General features: G+C 63.2%; 15 protein-coding genes. 6 read left to right on the forward strand and 9 right to left on the reverse strand.

The features are described from left to right. The first annotated feature begins 130 nt into the window (after positions 1-130). Both IYY11_RS19825 and rpoH read left to right on the forward strand, forming a co-directional pair. Positions 131-1657, forward strand: coding sequence for a helicase HerA-like domain-containing protein (locus tag IYY11_RS19825; protein WP_196405460.1), 1527 nt, complete (start codon positions 131-133; stop codon positions 1655-1657). Between the two features lie 253 nt (positions 1658-1910). Beyond that, positions 1911-2795, forward strand: a complete 885-nt coding sequence (rpoH, locus tag IYY11_RS19830; RefSeq protein ID WP_196405461.1) for an RNA polymerase sigma factor RpoH — start codon at positions 1911-1913, stop codon at positions 2793-2795. 6 nt (positions 2796-2801) lie between these two features. On the opposite strand, the gene IYY11_RS19835 is transcribed toward rpoH, so the two are convergent. After that, a complete protein-coding gene (locus IYY11_RS19835) occupies positions 2802-3872 on the reverse strand; it encodes a M48 family metallopeptidase (protein ID WP_196405462.1) in 1071 nt (356 codons plus the stop codon). A gap of 5 nt (positions 3873-3877) precedes the next feature. Then, positions 3878-5035: a YjgN family protein gene (locus tag IYY11_RS19840; RefSeq protein WP_196405463.1), complete on the reverse strand. Its 1158-nt coding sequence runs from the start codon at positions 5033-5035 to the stop codon at positions 3878-3880. Between the two features lie 129 nt (positions 5036-5164). Between IYY11_RS19840 and IYY11_RS19845 the strand changes: the two genes are divergently transcribed. Then, on the forward strand, positions 5165-5842 hold the full coding sequence (locus IYY11_RS19845) for an SDR family oxidoreductase (protein WP_196405464.1): 678 nt from the start codon (positions 5165-5167) through the stop codon (positions 5840-5842). A 19-nt stretch (positions 5843-5861) separates the two neighbouring features. Here the strand turns inward: IYY11_RS19845 and IYY11_RS19850 are convergent, their stop codons facing one another. The 3 genes from IYY11_RS19850 to IYY11_RS19860 are packed head-to-tail and all read right to left on the reverse strand — an operon-like array spanning position 5862 to position 8297. Beyond that, positions 5862-6623, reverse strand: coding sequence for an ABC transporter ATP-binding protein (locus tag IYY11_RS19850; RefSeq protein ID WP_196405465.1), 762 nt, complete (start codon positions 6621-6623; stop codon positions 5862-5864). Then, on the reverse strand, positions 6565-7320 hold the full coding sequence (locus IYY11_RS19855; protein WP_196405466.1) for an ABC transporter permease: 756 nt from the start codon (positions 7318-7320) through the stop codon (positions 6565-6567). The genes IYY11_RS19850 and IYY11_RS19855 overlap by 59 nt, the downstream gene beginning before the upstream one ends. Continuing rightward, positions 7317-8297: an ABC transporter substrate-binding protein gene (locus IYY11_RS19860; RefSeq protein WP_196405467.1), complete on the reverse strand. Its 981-nt coding sequence runs from the start codon at positions 8295-8297 to the stop codon at positions 7317-7319. The genes IYY11_RS19855 and IYY11_RS19860 overlap by 4 nt, the downstream gene beginning before the upstream one ends. Positions 8298-8706: 409 nt before the next feature. On the opposite strand from IYY11_RS19860, the gene IYY11_RS19865 reads away from it, so the two are divergent. Next, positions 8707-9078 (forward strand): endonuclease domain-containing protein, encoded by a 372-nt coding sequence (locus IYY11_RS19865; RefSeq protein ID WP_196405468.1) that lies wholly within the window; start codon positions 8707-8709, stop codon positions 9076-9078. Between the two features lie 153 nt (positions 9079-9231). Here IYY11_RS19865 and IYY11_RS19870 read toward each other — a convergent pair whose 3' ends face one another. The 3 genes from IYY11_RS19870 to IYY11_RS19880 all read right to left on the reverse strand — a co-directional run bounded on the left by IYY11_RS19870 (position 9232) and on the right by IYY11_RS19880 (position 12070). Next, complete coding sequence (locus IYY11_RS19870) at positions 9232-9975, reverse strand: MBL fold metallo-hydrolase (RefSeq protein WP_196405469.1); 744 nt, start codon at positions 9973-9975, stop codon at positions 9232-9234. 62 nt (positions 9976-10037) lie between these two features. After that, on the reverse strand, positions 10038-10523 hold the full coding sequence (locus tag IYY11_RS19875) for a DUF6790 family protein (RefSeq protein ID WP_196405470.1): 486 nt from the start codon (positions 10521-10523) through the stop codon (positions 10038-10040). Then, on the reverse strand, positions 10520-12070 hold the full coding sequence (locus tag IYY11_RS19880) for an alpha/beta hydrolase (RefSeq protein ID WP_196405471.1): 1551 nt from the start codon (positions 12068-12070) through the stop codon (positions 10520-10522). The genes IYY11_RS19875 and IYY11_RS19880 overlap by 4 nt, the downstream gene beginning before the upstream one ends. A gap of 194 nt (positions 12071-12264) precedes the next feature. On the opposite strand from IYY11_RS19880, the gene parE reads away from it, so the two are divergent. Both parE and IYY11_RS19890 read left to right on the forward strand, forming a co-directional pair. Further along, positions 12265-14280 carry a DNA topoisomerase IV subunit B gene (parE, locus tag IYY11_RS19885; protein WP_196405472.1) on the forward strand — a complete coding sequence of 672 codons (2016 nt, stop codon included), beginning with the start codon at positions 12265-12267 and terminating at the stop codon, positions 14278-14280. Positions 14281-14341: 61 nt separating this feature from the next. Next, positions 14342-15406 (forward strand): sensor histidine kinase, encoded by a 1065-nt coding sequence (locus IYY11_RS19890; RefSeq protein ID WP_196405473.1) that lies wholly within the window; start codon positions 14342-14344, stop codon positions 15404-15406. Here the strand turns inward: IYY11_RS19890 and IYY11_RS19895 are convergent. Beyond that, positions 15387-16754, reverse strand: a complete 1368-nt coding sequence (locus IYY11_RS19895) for a DUF2252 domain-containing protein (protein WP_196405474.1) — start codon at positions 16752-16754, stop codon at positions 15387-15389. The two genes, IYY11_RS19890 and IYY11_RS19895, sit on opposite strands and share 20 nt — an antisense overlap. Positions 16755-16759: the final 5 nt, after the last annotated feature.

Below are 16759 nucleotides of genomic sequence, written 5' to 3' on the forward strand. Positions count from 1 at the left end.
ATCCCGCCCTTTTGCATTCGCCAAGCGCTGTCGCGCCCAGACTGCGCCGAACGGGACGGACATGCGTGTCCCGCGCCGATGGTGTAGCTTCGCGCAATCGCGATTCCCGATCTGTGAAAGCGCTTTAACCATGAGCGAAACTTCAGGCGCCGTTCCCGGCAAAATCCTCGTCGGCGCAAGCGTAGCGGACGGAAAACCACGCGCGTGCCACTACCTTCTGCTCGCGCTTGGCAATCGCCATGGCTTGATCGCGGGCGCCACCGGCGGCGGCAAAACCGTTTCGCTGCAGCTGCTCGCCGAAGGCTTCTCGAACGCCGGAACCTGCGTCTTTCTCGCCGACGTCAAAGGCGATCTTGCGGGTCTGTCGCAGCCGGGCGAAGGCAAGTCGGCCTTCGTCGCACGCGCCAAGGAGATTGGCGTTCTCTACGAACCCGATCGGTTTCCCGTCGCCTTCTGGGACGTTTTTGGCGAACAGGGACACCCGGTTCGGGCGTCGATCTCGGAAATGGGGCCGCTGCTTCTGTCGCGCCTGCTCGATTTGAACGACGTCCAAGAGGGCGTTCTGAATGTCGTTTTCAGGGTTGCGGACGAGCAGGGCATGTTGCTGCTCGATTTGAAGGATTTGCGGGCGATGCTCGCGCATGTTGCGGAGAACGCCGCAGCCTACAAACAGAAATACGGAAATGTGGCGCCCGCGAGCGTCGGCGCCATTCAGCGGCAGCTGTTGGTGCTGGAGACGCAAGGCGGCGCAAACTTCTTCGGCGAGCCGGCGCTCGACATCATGGATTTCCTGCGAGTCGATCGCGACGGCCGCGGCGTGATCAATATTCTCGCCGCAGACAAAGTCATGCGCGCGCCGCGCCTCTACGCGACCTTCCTTCTTTGGATGCTTTCCGAGCTGTTCGAAGCCCTGCCGGAAGTGGGCGATCTCGAAAAGCCGAAGCTCGTGTTCTTCTTCGACGAGGCGCATCTTCTCTTCAGCGACGCGCCGAAGGCGCTGCTGTCCGCGATCGAGCAGGTCGTGCGCCTGATCCGGTCCAAAGGCGTCGGCGTCTATTTCATCACGCAAAATCCGCTCGACGTGCCGGACACGGTTCTGGGCCAGCTCGGCAATCGCATTCAACATGTGCTGCGCGCCTTCACGCCTCGCGATCAGAAGGCGGTGCGCGCCGCCGCGGAGACCTTTCGCGACAATCGCGCCCTCGAGGAAGCCGAGGCGATCATGCAGCTTGGAGTCGGCGAAGCGCTGGTGTCGATGCTCGACGCCAAGGGAACGCCCGAAGTCGTCGAACGCACGTTGATCGCGCCGCCGTCCGCCCGCGTGGGACCGATATCGCCGCAGGAGCGGAAGGCCGTGATGGCCGCGAGCGCCTTCGGGGGAAAATACGACACGATGGTCGATCGCGAATCCGCATTCGAAATGCTGCAGGCGCGCGCCAAGGGCGCCGGCAAGGACGAGGCTGGAAGCGGCGCGGGCGGCGGTCTGCTCGGCGCGCTCGGCGGCATATTGGGCGGCATTTTTGGCAAGGGCGACAAGAAGCGCATGTCGACCGCGGAACTTGCGGCGCGCGCCGCGATTCAATCGGCGGCGCGGTCCGCCGGAACACAGATCGCGCGCCAAATTCTGCGCGGCGTGCTGGGCGGCATGTCGAAATGAGTTCGCGCCCGAAGATCGCGAAATATAACGGGCAGAATCTTCGCCAAACTTGCGCGGCCGAACTCGCGCGGCCGAGCCTTTGAAACGCGTCATTCACATTGCTGAATCTTAATCCGTGCTTTAGCCTCCCTTCACGCAATTGTCATTTTCCAGCCCACTAGGGGCGCCCTATAATGACCCCCTGTCGCGGCCGGCGTTTTGTGGCCGCGCATCGCGGACCCGCCTTACTCAGGGGGTTCGTCAGGAGGGACTTATGGCGAATGCCTTGCCAATCGTCTCAGAAGATGGCCTAGCCCGCTATCTTTCTGAAATCAGGCGGTTTCCAATGTTGGAGCCGCAGCAGGAATATATGCTTGCCAAGCGCTGGCGCGAGCATGAGGACGCCAAGGCCGCGCAGGAGCTCATCACGTCGCATCTGCGACTCGTGGCGAAGATCGCCATGGGCTATCGCGGCTACGGCTTGCCGATCGGGGAAATCGTTTCCGAAGGCAATGTCGGCCTCATGCAGGCGGTCAAGCGCTTCGAGCCCGAGCGCGGCTTCCGCCTCGCGACTTATGCAATGTGGTGGATCCGCGCCTCCATCCAAGAGTATATTTTGCGCTCCTGGTCGCTCGTCAAAATGGGCACCACCGCGAGTCAAAAAAAGCTCTTCTTCAATCTTCGCAAGGCCAAGAGCCGCATCTCCGCCTTCGAGGAAGGCGACCTACGGCCTGAGAACGTCGAAAAGATCGCGCATCGGCTTGGCGTGTCCAAGCAGGACGTCATCGACATGAATCGCCGCATGGGCGGCGACGCTTCGCTCAACACGCCTCTGCGCGAGGAAGGCGAAGGCGAATGGCAGGACTGGCTCGTCGACGACAGCGTCGATCAGGAGCATCTGCTCGTCGCCCACGAAGAAAGCGACAATCGCCTGAAGGCGCTACGCGGCGCGCTTGACGTGCTCAATCCGCGCGAGCGGCGCATCTTCGAGGCGCGGCGTCTGTCCGACGATCCTGTCACGCTCGAAACGCTCTCCGAGGAATTCGGCGTGTCGCGCGAGCGCGTGCGCCAGATCGAGGTGCGCGCCTTCGAGAAGGTGCAGGCGGCGGTGCGCGACGGCGTCGCGCGAATCGAGTCGACGCATGCGCCGGCGATCTAGGCGGGGCTAGTCGCAGATCTTCTGCAACGCCTTCCATTCGTCGGCGGTGAGCACGGGTTCAGCCGTGGCTTTGTCCGCCGCCGAGAGCTTGGCGAGTCTGTCTTCGCTCAAGGGGTGATCGTGAAGGATGGTGAGGAAGCCGTCTTTTTCCTTGCCCGTCACGCGCAGCAGCAATTCGCCCATCGGTTTCGCGGGCCGGCCGAGGCGGGCCAGCGTTTGCGCTGCGAATGCGTCGGCCTGCGCTTCGGTTTCGCGCGAATTGGCGGCGGTGAGCAGGGTCTTGCCGACGAAGACGATGGCGCCGCCGCCCGTCACGTCGCCAAAGAGCAGGCCGAAGAGATAGGCGATTCCGCCATCGGCGATGACGCGGCGAAGATGATCGCGGTTCTGTAAATGGCCGAACTCGTGCGCCAGAACGCCGAGGATTTCGTCCTGCGACTGCGCCTTCTCCAAGAGCCCGGCCAGGATGAAGACCTTGCCCCCTGGCAGCGCGAAGGCGTTTGGCGTCTTCGAGGAGATCGCCTCGATTGTCGCTGGCAGGCGAAGGCCGGATGCATCCTGCAAGCGTTGGGAAAGCTTCGCGAGCGCGGCGGCGCCCTTGGGGGACGCACAGCTCTTCCCGTCAAATAGCTCCCGCACTTGCCCTTCAGCCGCATCGCCGAGACGTTTTTCCCACGCGACCGGCACGAGTGGCGCGAGCCGGTCGGCGGCGAAGGGAACCCCGAACCAGACCAGGCCGACGATTGAAACGGTTGCAGCGAACGACCAGCCGACGATGTTAAGCGTCGACCCGTCGGCGTGCAGCGCCGCGTCATCCGCGAGCTTCGGACAATGGCGTTCAATCTCGCGCTGAGTGTCACCATCTCGGATATCGAGATGCGCCAATTGCGCCGCGCCAATCGCCCGCAGCCGCATCACGTCGGGCGGCGCTGGAATGCGCCGCACGTCGACGTAGGACCACGCGGAGAGAACCGCGCCGTCCTCGCATATGTCCAGCGTCGGACCTAAAACGAGCGTCACTCGGCGCTTTTTATTGACCAAGCCGTCGAAATAGATCGCTTCGAACTTCGCTGTCACCTTGATCAGAACCCCACGACATCAAGACTGTCGGCGAAGCCTTCGCCGAGCGCCGTCGGCGGCGATGCATCGAGCCGCATCGCGACTTCTTGAGCGGCGTGCAAATTGTGAATCGTCAGCGAATTGACGACGATCCGCCACACCCGCTGGACGAAGTAGGTTCGCCACAGAATCGAATATTGCACGATCAGCGCGAGATAGATCAGTACGCCCAAAATGATTCCGGGGATCTTAGGCATGAGCCCAATGGCGAGTGCGACGGTCAGCGCGGCCACTACCGAAGCAAAGAGAAGGCCGGTAAAAGTCCAGTAATTTCCTGACAGCGCGTGACGCTCCAGGGTCGAAGTCGCCCGCACGTCGCCGATGCACACGCCCTCGAGCCACCACTTCCACTGCAACGCCTTATACCGCGCGTAGATGAAGACGGTGGCGGCAAGAGTCGGCAGCATCAACAGGAGCCAGCCTGCTTCCTTCGTTATTCCAGTGAGGACTGGACCCGCGAAGAAAGTGGTCGTCGTGAGCGCAGCCCCGACCCATAGTCGCCAGCCGTGCTTGAAGAAATTGTCGCCGGTCGCGACGAAATCGCCGCGAAGCTCGCCATAGTAGGTGTGGCGCATTTTGTAGCGCTCCAGCGCCGCCTGCATCCATGGCAGAGCCAACCCCAGGGATATGATCGTTAGGAGTTCCCAGCCCATGGCGCGTAGCGCATAGGAAAGGCCGGAGCCATCCATTTGAAAGCGTAGTCCGCGCCAGGCGGTGCGATGCAGGCGATAGCGCCGGGCGCGATAGGTGGCGAACTGCCAGAACGCCACAAAGAACACGCCGATCAGCAAAGAAGCGAAAGACTTCTCACGTTCGACTTCGACGCCGAGCAGGAAGGAGGCGAGATAGATCGGCGCCAGGATCGCCATGGCGAAGAAGAAGCCGATGAGCAATTCGCGCGCCGTGCCGAGATAGGCGAAGGCGTCGCCGTCGAGAATCGTATGCGACCACAGATGCTGGCGGATTTTTGTGGCGAGCCAGAAACGGTAGAAGCCGACGGTGACGATCTCGAGAGGCGCGCCTTTGAACAGGAGGTCGCGAAATTCGTCGTCGTGGCCGGTGAAAACAATATCGCTCGACTCCGGCGCGCGTTGCGCCGCCTCCATTGTCATGTCGTTCATGAAAAAAGCCCCCTTGAACAAGGCGAATACTGCACCGCCACATGACCTTGGACAAGCCTGTCCCGCGCCGCATCGACGCTATATTCCCAAGCAGCAGAGATATTTTATGCAAACGCATAGGAACAGGACATGTCCCATTGGCTCATCGCCGGCGCGAGCCGCGGCATTGGATTGGAGGCTGCGCGTCAGCTTACAGCGCGCGGGGAGCGGGTGACCGCGAGCGTGCGCAGCGCGGCGGGAGCGGCGGCGTTGAAAGCGGCCGCGCCCGAGGCGGCGATCCTGCAGTTCGACGTTCGCAATGAGGCCGAGATCGAGGCCGCCGCCGCGCAGGTTTCCGATCCTGTCGACGCGCTCATCGTCAACGCCGGCGCCTATGGGCCGCAGCGCCAATCCTCCACCGATATGGATTTCGAAGGCGCGCTCGATCTTCTCTCGGTCAATACGCTGGGCCCGCTGCGCGTCGTCCAGGCCTTTCTGCCGCTGATAAAACGCGGCGCGCATCCCCGCATCGTCATGATGTCGAGCATACTCGGCTCGATGTCGCTCGAGGGGACATTCAACGTCGCCTACCGCGTGTCTAAAGCGGGGCTGAACAAGATCGCGCAATGTCTCGCCGCCGATCTGAAGGCGGAGCGCATTATCGTCGTCGCGATGCATCCCGGCTGGGTGCGCACCGACATGGGCGGGCCGGACGCCAAGCTCGACGTGCGCGACAGCGTGGCCGGAATCATTCGAGTCGCCGAGTCCCTGACCCTCGCCGACACGCGCCGCTATCTCGACTACCGCGGCGAAAATATTCCCTGGTGAAGCAGGAGACGCTCAAGCGCTAGTGATGTCTCGGCTGCGCCCCGGCGCGCGCAGCGGCGAGCGCCTCTCGCGCCTGGGTCTCGAGCGCCTCGGCGGCATCTTTCTGCAGCCTGCGCGGCGCTGGCACATCAATCGTCGCGACGACGCAGGCAGGGCGCGCCGACAATAGAAACAGCCTGTCGCCCAGCGCAATCGCCTCGCGCAGATCGTGCGTCACGATCAGCGTGGTGATGCGCCGCTCATCGATGAGCCTTGCGATCATCTCGCGCAGATCTCGGGCAAGCGCCGCGTCGAGCGACACAAGCGGCTCGTCGAGCAGCAGCAGGTCCGGCTTGACGGCGAGCGCCCGCGCAAGCGCGACGCGCCGGGCGAGCCCCAGCGAGAGTTCGCGCGGGAAATGCGATGCGTGCTCGGCGAGACCGAGTTCGTCGAGAAGCGCGGCGATGTCGTCTTCGCGCGCATGCGGCGCGGCGATGCGGATATTGTCGATGACGCTGCGCCAGGGCAGCAATCGCGGCTCTTGGAAAACCATGCCGAGTCGGCCGTGTTCGGGCAGGACGATGGTTCCGACATAGTCCTTGTCGAGTCCGGCGATGAGCCGCAGCAGCGTGGTCTTGCCGCAGCCGGAAGGGCCGACGACCGCGCCCGCCTGTCCCGCTGGCAGCGTCAGCCGCAAATCTTCCAGCGCGCGAAGCGAGCTGCCGCTGCCGGAATGATAATCCTTAGACGCGATCGAGACGTCGAGAGACGCCGCGCCGCCAGCGCGAGACGTGTCGTTCAAGAGGCTGCACCAGGAAAGTTTCGACGCCGAGCATCAGCGCGACGAAGGGAAGCGCGTAAGCAAGCAGAAGCTTCATGTCAAAGAGCTGGAAGGCCATGTTGATTTCGAATCCGACGCCGTTCGAGCGCCCCAGCAGTTCGACGACGAGAACGATCTTCCAGACGAGCGACAGGCCGGAGCGCGTCGCCGCCGCAAGATAGGGCGCGAGCTGCGGCAGGACGAGATGCTTGACACGCGCGGCGGAAGAAAAGCGAAACACATGCGCCATGTCCTCAAGATGCGGATCAAGCGCCCGCGCGCCTTCGCGCACGACGACGATGGCGTTGGGCAGCTTGTTGAGCGCGACGGCGCCGATCGCGGCGACTTCCGTGAGGCCCGCCCAGACGTAAGCGAGCACGATGACGACCAGCGCCGGCAGATTGAGCAGCGTGATCAGCCAGGGATCGAGCAGCCGGTCCGCGAGCTTGTTGCGACCCATGACATAGCCGATCGCCGTCCCGAAACTCATGGCGAGCGCGAAGGCGGCGATAACCCGCGCCAGCGTGATCGCGAGATTGGAGAAGAGGGCGCCGGAGACCGCCTCTTCATAAATCTTCTCGAAAACGGCCGAAGGTCCCGGAAGGCGGCGCGGATCGGATAGTGACGCACCGATTTGCCAAAGCAGGAGCAGAGCGGCAAGCGAGATGAAACGGATCAATGCGGCTTGCCCTTGGCGTCCTTGTAGAAGGTTCCGGGATCAAGCGTCTTGCTGGGGCCGACGAGCTTTTCGCCGCCGAGCGCGGCGAGCGCGCCATAGAGCGCGCGCGCGTCGGCCTCTTCCTGCGCGATCGAGCGTTTCGGCGCGCCGGCGACATAGCGCTTGCGGTAGACGTCGAGCGTCTTGGCGTCCTTGCCGACGAGGCGCTGCGTCTTGACCACGTCCCAAGCCTTGTCAGAAGTCGCGATCAGCTCTTTCGCCTTCTTCGTCATTGAGAAGAAGCGCGCCAGCGCGTCGCTGTTCTTCGCTGCGAAACCTTCGTCGAAGACATAGCCGGTGACGACGACGTCGCCCTTGGCGCCGAGCGCCTTCTCGACGTCGGTGAGTTCGACGGCGCGGGTGAAGCCTTGCCCTTCAAGATCGGCGGCGAAATTCCAGAATACGAGCGCCGCGTCAATCTCGCCCTGCAGCGCCTTTTCGGCGATGAGCGGCGGCGCGCCGTAGAGCACGGTTGCGGACTTGTCGAGATCGACGCCATTCTTGAGCGCATAGGCCTTAAGCATGAGCCAGCTCTTGTCGAGCGGCCCGCCGGCGACGCCAAGTTTCTTGCCGGCGAGATCCTTGACGCTCTTGATCGTGGGGTTCTTGGTCATCACCGCGCCGATCGCCGAGGAATGCGGGTAGAAGGTCAGCTTCGCGCCCTGCGCGCGCTGGCGCGCGACCCAGAGCCAATCGGAGAGGATGAGGTCGGCGCCGCCGCCCTGGATGGCGATCTTGCCGGCGTCGGTCGAGGCGAGTTCGGTGGCGTCGATGTCGAGCTTGGCTTCCGTATCGAGGCCGAACGCCTTGGCGACGGCAAGTTCCCAGCCAAGCGCGCCGGTCTTCTGCAGCGCGATACGCAGTTTTTCCGCCTGGGCCGGCGTGGCGAGGAAGACGCAGGCGAGACAGGCGGCGAGAGCGACGAAGAAGCGTTGCATGTTTTCCTTAAGGTTTTGGCTGAATGTCTTACCGCAGGATGGACATGGCGTCGATGCGTCTGCGCCTTCACCCCACCCCGCATTGCTTCGCAATGCGACCGTCCCCCTCAAGGGGAGGGTGGCTAACCGATGCACGAAGCTCGACGAAAACTCTCTTGACGATAGCGTTCGATCCCACTCGCGCGATTTCACCCTCCCCTAGAGGGGGAGGGTCGGCGCGAAGCGCCGGGGTGGGGTGACGCGTGTCGAAAATCTTCGCCACGGAGCAGCCGTCGCCAAACTGACTTCTTCCAATTTAATAGATTCCGCGCGGTCACCCCACCCCGCATTGCTGCGCAATGCGACCCTCCCCCTCAAGGGGAGGGTGAGGTTACGCCCTTTGCCCAAAGAAGCGTAAGAATGAGGCTCGATGAAAAATAATGACGGGCTTAGCGGCTTTCGTCGCGCCAATGCGAAGCGGCTTCGCGTCAATACGACGAGCGCCGAAGATCGCCTGTGGCGCGCGCTCGACCGCGTGCCGCTCGTCAAGACGCATTTTCGGCGTCAGGCGCCGGTCGGTCCGTATGTCGTCGATTTCGTCTCGCTGCGCGCACGGCTTGTGATCGAACTCGACGGACCGTCGCATACGGAACCAGGCGTAGCGGACAAAGACGCGCGCCGGACGGCATGGCTCGAAAGCGAAGGCTACCGCGTTCTGCGCTTCTGGAATGCCGAAGTTTACGACAATATCGATGGCGTGCTGGATACGATCCATGCGGCGCTTTACCCACCCTCCCCTTGAGGGGGAGGGTCGGCGCGCAGCGCCGGGGTGGGGTGCCACATCGCAAAGGATTTGTCGTTAAGCGACGGCTCAACGCGCGCCTGTTGACGGATTGAGCATTGCTGCGCAATGCGACCCGCCCTCAAGGGGAGGGTGAGGTTACGCGCTTCGTCCTCAAGGGGAAGGCGGATGCGCGCTCTTCGCTGCGATCGCCGCGTCATAAAAATCCGCGAGCTGCGAGAGCAGGGCGGCGCAGTCGCCTTCGAAACTCGAGCCATGCATCACGGCGAGGCGACGGGGCTCCAGCGCCGCGAGCATGCGGATCGTCGGGCCTGTCATCGGCGTCAGCGACGTGGCCTGAAAGGCGTTCTCCGCCGTCATCGCCGCTTCGAGCACACTCTTTTTCGTGACGGCCGGCCCTTCACCGATTTGCGTGAGAAGATCGCCGCAAAATAGCGTGCGGGTCGTCTCCTCATAGATCAGACCTGATTCCCACGCATGCGGCACATGCGGCGTATCGATGTAGCGCACGCGCCTTTCGCCGATGTGCAAGATTTCGCCATCCGCAAGCGCGCGCGGCGGCCGGTCGGCGAGATCGTTGAGCGACACCATGCAGGCGGTCTGGCCATGAATCACTTGCGCGTGCGGCGCAGCCGCGAGCCACAGATTCATCGCGCCGCATTCATCGGCTTCGACATGGCCGAAGGAAATCCAGCGCAGCCGTTCGATCGGCATGGTCGCGCCCAAGGCCTTCGATACGCAAGGAAACAGCGCACGTGGTCCGCAGTGAAACAGCAGCGGCTCGTCGGCGTCGATGAGGAACTGGTTGAAGGTGAAACCGGCCGGCGCCGCGATCTCCGGCACGAATGTCGACAGGCGATAGATGCGCTCGGCGATTTCATCGACCTTCGTTTCCATCTCACCCTCTGATGGCGCTCGCTCGCCGCATGCGTGAATCCGCGCGGCCCCTCGATCTGCGCCTAGCCTTTCTCCGCGTCCCATCGATGGCGAAGGTAAAGCAGCAGGAGCAGCCAGACGGCGATAAAGCCATCGGAGAAGATCGTCAAAAAGTTGTAGGGCGCATAGTCCCCTGCGCGAAGCGTCTGCTCGATGTGGCCATAGGTCGCCCCGAGCATGAACAACGACCATCCAAGTCCGGTGGCGAGCCAAAAGGCGCCGCGGATCCAAATGCAGAGAAAACCCAGAATGCCCCAGGCGCCGTCGTGAACGCCGACTTCGAATTGGAACGGGCTGCCCGGCGCCCAGCCGATGCTGCGCGCGGTCTGATCGGGGAAGAAGACGTGCGGCACGAAACCGAGCGGCAGGCCGATGACGCCGACGTCGAGAACCAGCGCGTACAGCAGTAGCAGCCGAACGACGCGCGCGCGAGTCATTGGCGTCTTGCTGAGCGTTAGATGCGCCAGCGGCAGCAGCACGCTGAAGAGCGCGACGATGAGGCCGATCATGGCGACACGGCTGCTTTCGCGTCTTCCGCCGCGGCGGCGGCGACGCTGCGCTCACCCGCTTTGAGCGCCTTGATCTGATATTTTTCACATTCCGCGCTCAACGCGGCGAGGCCGCCGTAAAGCCTCTCGGCGTCGCCATAGCCGATGGCGGCGAAGCGATAGATCAGTTCGCGCACGAGGCTGGGCTTCAGGAAATAGCCGGAGTGGACGTCAACATCGCCTCTGACATAGACCCAAAGCAGGCGCAGATGTCCAAGCCAGGACAGATTCGGCGACACGCCGGGCGCGGCGTCCGTCACCACGCCGCGGCCCTCGGCGTCGATGCTGTCGGTGCAGTCGAAATAGGTCAGCCGCTGCGCGAATGACTCTTCCGACTGCACGGCGTCGAGTTCCGCGTAAAGCTCGTAAAGGGTGCGCGCGCCGACGCGCAGATTGCCGAGCGTCAGTTGTTCGGAAAGTCCCCAGCCGGTCAGCACGCCGACATTGCCGAGGCGATAGCCGAACCTGCGGCTCTTCGTGGGCAGCGAGAAGAAATTCGCCGTCGTCGAAATGTCGCGCAGGACTTCGTCGCCTTCATTGGAGAAAAGATGGGCCTCCTGAAAGCGGATCAACGACGAATGCAGCGCATTGCTTCGGCCGAGCAGCAGCACTTCCGAGGGAATGTCGGGCGAGACCAGCACGAGGCGGCGCAATATAAAATTTTTCCCGATCTTCGATCTGAGCTCCCGCCGCATGCGCTCCTCTTCGCTTCCCAGCGTCTCCGGGCCATGGCGCATGGCGGCGATCGCAAGTGGGGAAAACACGTCGGAGAGAATGCGTACGGCGTTGGTGACGACGAAGCCGCCCATGCTGTGGCCGATAAAGGAAAGATCAACTCTTCCGATAAGGTCGTCGGGATCATCGCTCGGCCGTTTGGGAAGCCTGTCGTCGATCTCGCGAATAAGGTTGACGAGGTCGGGCACGCCGTAATTCGTCGCTCGAAAGCCGTCACGAAAATAGACGATGAGCCGCAAGCCAAAAAGCGTGAGGGGAATGATGGCCATCGCCGCGGTCACGGCCGTCACGACGACGCGCGTGAGCTTCCACCAGTCGCAAATTTCGAAAGAGAAGTTCACGAGATATACGGCGGCGAGTGAGACGAAGAGAATGCCAAGGAGGAACAACGGCGCGGCGTTCAAACCGCTTCGCCAAGGGGTTCCCATCGCTTCTGAGGGCCAACGATAACCGATGCAAACGAGACCGCGGTTCTTGAGCGCGTCGTCGTCGTTCAACGCGATGAAAGATTCTTTGAAGGTTTCGAGAACTTTCTTTCGCGGCGTGTTGAAGCCGTGGACGGTAATCAGAAGTTTAGGGTTCTCCTGTTTAGCCAATAGCTTGACGATCTTATCGATCTCCGAAGGTTCGCAATTTTCAGGAGTTGACGGCGCGCTTTCCTTGTCGTCGATATTATCGGGCGCCGTGCTTTCGACGAAGAAAGCGGGCGTGAAGGCCTTGGCGGCGGGTGGCGGGGCGACCTCGTACACCGCTAATTGTTTGTCGTGCGCCATGGATTGGCTCCAATTTTTTCGGTTGAGCAAAAATCCTTAAGTGAGTATTTAGCCGGGGCGCGAGCATGCCTCAGCGTCGCCTGTGCGACAAGCGCAAGCCTCGTCTGCCTTTTTTGTGAATTCCCTATGTCGGCCAGGCGAATGCGCGTGCGCCGAACCGACCCACGCTGTCGCGAATCGCGCTAAGATCGCCCATGGCTTCAAAACCCGATCTGTTCAGCGGCGCGCCGCGCAAGGCGCCCGCGTCGAAACCCGCCCCAAAGCGCGGGCCGGCGGAATATTCCGCCGCCTCCATCGAAGTGCTGGAGGGGCTTGAGCCCGTCCGCCGGCGCCCCGGCATGTATATCGGCGGCACCGACGAGGCGGCGATGCACCACCTCTTCGCCGAGGTGCTGGACAACGCCATGGACGAGGCCGTGGCCGGCCATGCGACCTTCATCGAAGTGACGCTGGAAACTGACGGCTGGCTCACGGTCAATGACAACGGCCGCGGCATTCCGGTCGAGTCCCATCCGAAATTTCCCAAGAAATCGGCGCTGGAAGTGGTGATGACCACGCTCCACGCGGGCGGCAAGTTCGATTCAGGCGCCTATCAGACCTCCGGCGGTCTGCACGGCGTCGGCGTCTCGGTCGTCAATGCGCTGTCCGAAAAGCTTGAAGTCGAGGTGGCGATCGCCGGCCAACTCTACGGCCAGGAGTTTTCACGGGGCCTGCCGCTCGGCAAGCTCAAGACGCTTGGCCGCGTCAACAATCGGCGCGGCACCAAGGTGCGCTTCAAGCCCGACGCGCAGATTTTCGGCGCGGGCGCGCATTGGAAGCCGGCGCGGCTCTTCCGCATGTCGCGCTCCAAGGCCTATCTCTTCGGCGGCGTCGAAATCCGCTGGCGCTGCGATCCTTCGCTGATCGACCCCGGCGCGGACACGCCGCCGGAGGCGGTGCTGCGCTTTCCCGGCGGCCTGAAGGATTATCTGGCGCGCGAGATTCACGGGAAGGAACTCGTCGCCGATCAGCCCTTCGTCGGCAAGATCACGCGCGAAGGCGGCCATGGCTCGCTCGAATGGGCGGTCTCCTGGCTCGCCGAGGATGACGGTTTTGTCCATTCCTATTGCAACACGATTCCGACGCCCGACGGCGGCACGCACGAGGCGGGGTTTCGCGCCGCGCTCCTAAAGGCGCTCAAGGATCACGCCGAGCGGGTCGGACAGGCGAAACGCGCCAAGGACATCGCCGCCGACGATCTCATGGGCCAGTCGGCCGCGATGATCTCGGTCTTCATGCGCGAGCCGGAGTTTCAGGGACAGAACAAAAGCCGGCTGATGAGCGCCGAGGCGGCGCGCATCGTCGAAAGCGCGGTGCGGGACGCCTTCGATCATTGGCTCGCCGGCGCGCCCTCGCAGGCCAATAAGCTCTTGGACTTCGCCGTCGAGCGCGCCGAGGAGCGCCTGCGCCGGCGCGCCGAGAAGGACATCGCCCGCAAGACCGCGACCCGCAAGCTGCGGCTGCCCGGCAAGCTCGTCGACTGCACGAATAATTCGGCGCAGGGATCGGAGTTGTTCATCGTCGAAGGCGACTCCGCCGGCGGGTCGGCGAAGGAGGCGCGCAACCGCACGACGCAGGCCATTTTGCCGCTGCGCGGCAAGATTTTGAATGTCGCCTCGGCGACGAAGGACAAGCTCCTCGCCAATCAGCAGCTCGCCGATCTGACGCAGGCGCTCGGCTGCGGACTGGGCGCGCATTACCGCGACGAAGATCTGCGTTACGAGAAAGTGATCGTGATGACCGACGCCGACGTCGACGGCGCGCATATCGCGTCGCTGCTCATCACCTTCTTCTATCGGCAGATGCCGCGCCTCATCGAGAACGGCCATCTCTATCTGGCGCAGCCGCCGCTCTACAAGCTGACGCAGGGCGCGAAAACCGTCTATGCGCGCGACAATGAACATCGGGACGAATTGATCGCCAAGGAGCTGACCGGGAAGGGAAAGATCGAGACCGGCCGCTTCAAGGGGCTGGGCGAGATGAGCGCGGCTCAGCTCAAGGAAACGACGATGGACCCGAGCAAGCGCACGCTCCTCAAAGTCGTCGTGGAGCCGGAAGATCGCGAGGAGACAGCAGACTGCGTCGAGCGGCTGATGGGCAACAGGCCTGAAGCGCGCTTCGCCTTCATCCAGGAGCGCGCCGCGTTCGCGACGGAACTCGTGGATATCTAGCCCCTCGCGCCCGGACGCGTCTGGGAGTATGGTGTCGCTCTCCCACGACGATAGGCGCCGCGTGACCGACACGGAAATTCGCCCAACGACCGAGGATGCGCGCGACCCGCGGTCCTTCTGCGACGAGCAGGCCTTCGCCCTGGAGCGGATGCAGCTTGCGCTCGACGCCGGGCGCACCGGCATCTGGGACTGGAACCTGCTGACGGGCGAAGTGCATATCGACGAGCGCGTGCGCCGCTTGTGGGGCCTTCCAGAAGGCGTTCCGGCGAGTTTCGAGATTTTCCGCAGCGCGCTGCATCCGCAGGACAAGAAGCGTACGAAAGAGGCTGTCGGCGTCGCGCTCGATCCCACCCACGAGGGCGATTACGAGATCGAATATCGCGTCATCGGCCAGACCGACCGCATCGAGCGCTGGGTCTCGGTGCGCGGCCGCACTTTTTTCGACGAAGGGCGCGCGGTCCGCATTCTCGGCACCGCGCGCGACATCACGCCGCGCAAGCAGCGCGAGCAGCATGTGCGCGTGCTCTTGCGTGAACTCGTGCATCGCTCGAAGAACCTGCTCGCCGTGGTGCAGGCGATGTCGCGGCAGACGGCCGCCGGCTCGCCTTCGGTCGAAGATTTCCAGCGCAAATTCGGCGCCCGCCTGCAGGCGCTGTCGATGGCGCATGATCTGCTCGTGTCGCAGGATTGGCGCGGCGCCTCGATGCGCGAATTGGTGCGCGCTCAGCTCGCCTATTGCATGGACGTGCCGCAGGGCGACGTGTCGTCGCGCGCGACGATCGATGGCCCGAAAATCATGCTGAAGCCGGAGGCGGCCCAGAACATCGGCCTCGCTTTGCATGAACTCGCCACGAACGCGCTAAGTTTTGGCGGCCTGTCGCGGCCGGACGGCGCCGTCTCGCTGACATGGCGCTTCGAAGACGGTCGGCTCAATATCGAATGGCGCGAGAGCGGCGGCCCGGCGGTGGCGATGCCGCCGCGCGAAGGCTTTGGCCATAAGGTCATCAAGCGACTTGTCGCGCAGGCGCTGGATGGGACGGCGACGCTCAACTTTCCGCCCGATGGATTGATTTGGACGCTGTCGATTCCGGCGAGCTACGCGACCGTCAGGGACGAGCAGGCTTAGCGTCGCCCTGCTTACAGAATGCTTCGTAGTCCATAGCGTTTTGCTGCGCATAGAGCATCGCGAAAGATGCGAGCGCGTCGTCGAACGCTTCGCTCTTGCCCATGTATCCGGCGAGAGTCACGGCGTCGGCGGAACGCGCATGGGCGCGCGCCAAGGTGCGTCCGCATAGTTTCGCGTAATTCAGAAGGTCGTGATTCTGCAGCAATTCGGTAAGTCCGCCCAAACGGCGCGTCTTCAGCTGGCGCATGTAGAATTCGCGCTTAGACGCAGGGTCGAGCATGGGCCCTAAAAATATGTCCGACGCCGCCTGCATCATGCGCTGACCTTCCACGACGCGCTCGGCCTGCGCGCCGGGCCATGCGCCAAGGCCGAAGCGTTCCAGCACTGAGCGCTTCGCTTCCTTGATTTGAAGGAAGAGCCGCTCATCGTCCGGGCTCATGAACAACGCGATCGTGCAATAGGTGCCGACGCTGCCGACGCCAACGGCCTTGAAAGCGATGTCGCACAAACCATAGCGGCGCAACAAAGAGGCGACGTGCGGCGGCAACTTCGCGAAGGCGGCGGCAATGAGTCCGTTGACGTCGAATTGATTGGCCTCGCCGTCATCGAGATGGAAGAGCCGCGGCGGCTTGTCCTCGACTCGCCAATCGCCGGAAGAGTCTTTCGCGATCCTTGGAAAATTGTCCGCATAATCATCTTCGTTTTTGTGCGACGCGATCGCGGCGTGTACCGCGTCGTGGAGAACCCGATCGCGGAGGCCGGCGGCGACGTCACGCAGCGGCACGCGGGTATTCCACGCCTCGAGCGGCGAGAAGGCGGCGAGTTTGGTCACCGCGCGGCGGTAGGCTTTGACGGCGGCGCGCGCCGTGGATCTTGCTGTCTGCTCGCTCTTGCCGGCGCCAAGGGCTGCGACGACGGCGCTTGTCGCCAAGCGGCGCAAATCGATCGTGACGTCCACATCCGGCAATGTCTCGTCGAAATCATTCAGATCGAAGAGCGGATGTCCTTCCGGCGAGACGAAGGCGCCGAAATTCATCAAATGGCAGTCGCCGCAGACCTGCGCGAGAATGCCGGGCGCCGGTTGCGTCGAAAGATCGGCGGCCATCACATCGGCGGCGCCGCGCAGAAAGGCGTGCGGCGACTCCGCCATGGATTTGCGGCGAAGCGGAATCAAGGATTGGATTCGATCCCGTTCGGTCTCGGCGATGATCGCGAGAGCGTTTCGGTTTGCGGCAGGCGTAAAATCCGCCAGCGACTCGCGCGGGACGAGCTGGCGCAAAGTTTTCCCAGCCGCATGGCGGGCGCGACGGTTGGAGCTTTCTGTACGCGCAGCGCCGTCACTGATCATGATCA

The sequence above is a fragment of the Methylocystis sp. H62 genome, assembly GCF_015709515.1.
In the GTDB taxonomy this organism is placed as follows: Bacteria; Pseudomonadota; Alphaproteobacteria; order Rhizobiales; family Beijerinckiaceae; genus Methylocystis.